The organism is Micrococcus sp. GbtcB5, assembly GCF_019091605.1.
GTDB classification, from domain to species: domain Bacteria; phylum Actinomycetota; class Actinomycetes; order Actinomycetales; family Micrococcaceae; genus Micrococcus; species Micrococcus luteus.
This window is the reverse complement of record NZ_JAGXJK010000229.1, coordinates 1-264: the sequence shown is the minus strand read 5'-3', so window position 1 is coordinate 264 and position 264 is coordinate 1. Positions and strand designations below refer to the sequence as shown.

At 65.2% G+C, this 264-nt stretch carries 1 protein-coding gene; it reads right to left on the bottom strand.

Annotated elements, in window-relative coordinates; translation table 11 throughout:
* Positions 1-264, bottom strand: a 264-nt coding sequence (locus tag KVS67_RS12155) for a metal-sensitive transcriptional regulator (protein WP_254629369.1), incomplete at both ends; no start/stop codon positions are given.

Sequence of the window (264 nt, the reverse complement as noted above, 5' to 3'; positions counted from 1 at the left end):
GAGGCGGGCGATGGCCTCGGACGCCTCCCCGAGCCTCTGCTCGCTGACTGGTCGGCCGGCGAGTGCGGCGTCGAGGACGCAATGCTTGAGGTGATCGTCGAGCAGGCCGAGGGCGACGTTTTCGAGTGCCCTGGTGACTGCGGAGATCTGGGTGAGGATGTCGATGCAGTAGCGGTCCTCGTCGACCATCCGATCGATGCCGCGGATTTGGCCTTCCAGGCGGCGCAGGCGAATGCGGGACTTCGTCTTATCGCTGATGTATCC